The organism is Ideonella sp. B508-1 (genome assembly GCF_000333615.1).
Lineage (GTDB): Bacteria > Pseudomonadota > Gammaproteobacteria > Burkholderiales > Burkholderiaceae_C > Ideonella.
In genome coordinates, this window is record NZ_BADL01000208.1 from 1 (window position 1) to 2,714 (window position 2,714).

3 protein-coding genes are annotated in these 2,714 nt (G+C 62.3%); 2 read left to right on the top strand and 1 reads right to left on the bottom strand.

Going from position 1 to position 2,714, the window contains the following annotated elements:
* Positions 1–648 (bottom strand): phage integrase family protein (locus I73_RS27030; protein ID WP_304607944.1); only part of this gene is annotated, 648 nt, incomplete at its 3' end.
* 340 nt (positions 649–988) lie between these two features.
* On the opposite strand from I73_RS27030, the gene I73_RS09030 reads away from it, so the two are divergent.
* Complete coding sequence (locus I73_RS09030) at positions 989–1,759, top strand: Abi family protein (RefSeq protein ID WP_022980312.1); 771 nt, start codon at positions 989–991, stop codon at positions 1,757–1,759.
* A 297-nt stretch (positions 1,760–2,056) separates the two neighbouring features.
* On the top strand, positions 2,057–2,714 hold a 658-nt coding region (locus I73_RS09035), incomplete at its 3' end, for an HNH endonuclease (RefSeq protein ID WP_148289747.1).

A 2,714-nucleotide genomic window follows, 5' to 3' on the forward strand; every position in this document is an offset into this window, starting at 1 on the left:
CGACCCGAGGGGACTGGCCATGCCTGGGCTCGCCAAGCCAGGGCCTGTCGCGGCCTCTGGAAGCAAGGTTCGAAGGTAGGCCTCGATCCGAAGAGCCTTGGTGGCGCCCACGGCACGAATCCCGCTCCACCAGTTCTTGCGGCTCGCGATTCGCTGGACCAGGTCCTGCAGCAGGAGGCAGCCGGCGTTCATGAGCCGATCGGCCGTGGTCGGATCAAACCAAGCGTCGATGCGGTCCGTGGCCAGGGCGGGCTGGGATGCTAGCTTTGCTAGCTCGGCGAGCACCTCGAGCTGGCGCTCGCGCAGGCGGCCGTTGCGCCGGGCCTTGCGTGCCTCGCGAGGATCCTCGGCCGGGAAACGCTGCTCGTACATCTCGAGCAGCGCGTCTTCACTCCAGTCGCCCAGGCCCTCGGCCTCGGCCCAGTCGTAGAGGGGAGGACGGGGTGTTTTACTGTTAAACACCCCTTGCCCAGTGTCGGACCTCGAGCCCAGATCGATGCCGATGAGTCGCCAGCGCGAGTCGCCGGCACGGCGTGCCAGGGCTCTCAGCTGGTCGACGAGCTGGCGGTGCAAGGTCACGAGCTCGTGGCCGTGGGCCAAGCCCAAGTACCGCCGCGCCGCGTCCTCCCGCGGCAGGCCTTCGGCCACGCTGCGCAGGTAGGCGAAGTGATGGGGTCCCAGCCGACGATCGTAAGTGCCTGTCATGACTGGAGATCTGGGCCTGGGTCTTCTTGGCGGCGGTTTTGACAGCTGGATTATGCCTATCAATAACCGAAGTTATCAAAAGTCCAATTTGCTCTTCTTGCCTGCCGAGAGACCGGCCGAGATACGCCGTTTTCGGCGCAAAAAGACTTGCCTACTTCGTTAGCTGTTTGCTAACATCAATCCCAACACACCCGCCACACGTTCTGGTTTCGCGACCAGAGATCTGCCGCAAGGCAGACGTGCAAAAGGCGGGTTTTCTACGTCTGGACCGGACTGAACCGGAATGGCTACAGCAGCGAAGACTCTACGCGCCTTCACGAAGCCAGCCAGCACCCCCGAGCAACAGCTGCAAAAGCTGAAGAACTGCGGACTCGCCGTCGCCGATGACGCGCAGGCCTTGTCGTATCTCCGGGGAGTCGGCGCCTATCGACTGAAGGGCTACTGGCACCAGGTCCAGGACCCGACCACCAAGCGCTTCCCCGCCGGATACGCCTTCGAAGACATTCGCCAACGCTGCGAACTGGATCGTGAGCTGCGCGCGGCGACGATCGAGGCCATCGACCGCCTGGAGGTGGCCATCAGATCTACGATTGCCAATCACCTGAGCCTGACTCATTCGCCACACTGGTTCCTAGACCATCAGGTCTTCAAACCGACGCAGCAGTGGGGGATCGGACACATGATCCGAAAGGTCGAGGACGAAGTCGGCCGCGCGAAGGGGAAATCCTTCGTCAAGCACTACTTCGAAAACCACGACGATCCGTATCTGCCGCCGAGCTGGGCCATCAGCGAATGCGTGTCGTTCGGCATGTGGTCTCGGACCTACTCGATTCTCAGGGACCAGAACGACAAGAAGACCATTGCGAAGCGCTTTGGCGTCGATCTGCCCGAGGTCTTTCAATCGTGGATTCACGCGCTGACCGTGTTGCGCAACTCGGCCGCCCACCATGCGCAGTTCCTTGGTGTGCATCTCGGCGTGGCGCCGGCGGCATACAGAAGGGAAAGGATGCTCTTTGCTCACCCAAGTCCTTCTTCGCGGTTGCCACCGTTGTGAACTATCTCCTGGTGCAGACTGAGTTGCCTCAACGGTGGAAGTCAACCCTGAACGCGATCTTTGCCGCTTATCCGCTGGTTCAAAGTTCAGAGCTGGGATTCCCCATCGGCTGGGAGGCGATGCCGGGATGGTGAGAGCCTGAAGTCATCGCCCTAGGCTTGTGCGACACCTGCCCCCAGGTCGTCGCTGCTCCGCGCGCGGCCGCGTGCTCGGGCAGGTATTCCACAACCCTAAACAGACTACATCACCTCGTGGGAGCAGATGCCCACGGCCAAGGCATAGCCGCGACCACCGAAAATGAGCCATCAACAAGACTCAGGGGAAAAGGTGGCCAATACTTGCATCGTTTGCGGCCAAGCCGCTGGCTCCGGCGAGCACGTCTTTCCGGCATCGCTCGGCGGGCGGCGGACCAACAGGAACATCTACTGCACCAAGCACGACAACGGCTACTCCGGCCTGGTGGCGGACCTGGCCAGTCAGTTCGCTGTCCTCAACGCGATGCTCGGTGTCGTGCCCGACCACTCCGACGATGTCCAGAGCGTTCTGGCCCGCGACAAGAACACGGGCGAAGAGTTGCGAATGTCGTTCAAGGAGAGCTCGTTCACTGCGCCCCGCGTGATCTCGCAGGAGCCTGTCGCCAACGGCACTCGCATGGAAATGGCTTTTCCCAACCGGGAGGCCATGAATGCTTGGCTGGCCGAGCAGAAGGCGAATGGGGTCAGCGTGACGCCGCTGCAGAAAGCCCAGGAGCGCACCTACATCCTCGGTGAGGTCCATCATCAACGGTGCTTCGGCGGCCCGTGTGGCCTTGGCGCGGTGGCGTATGTCACGCAGACGTTCTTGGCCCAAGCGTTTCCAGACTTAGCCCGCTCCGGCGACGTGGCACAGTTCATCGCCTACACGCAGGCCATTGCCCAGTTGGCCCAAATCCGTGGTGGCTGCGGCGACGCTCCCT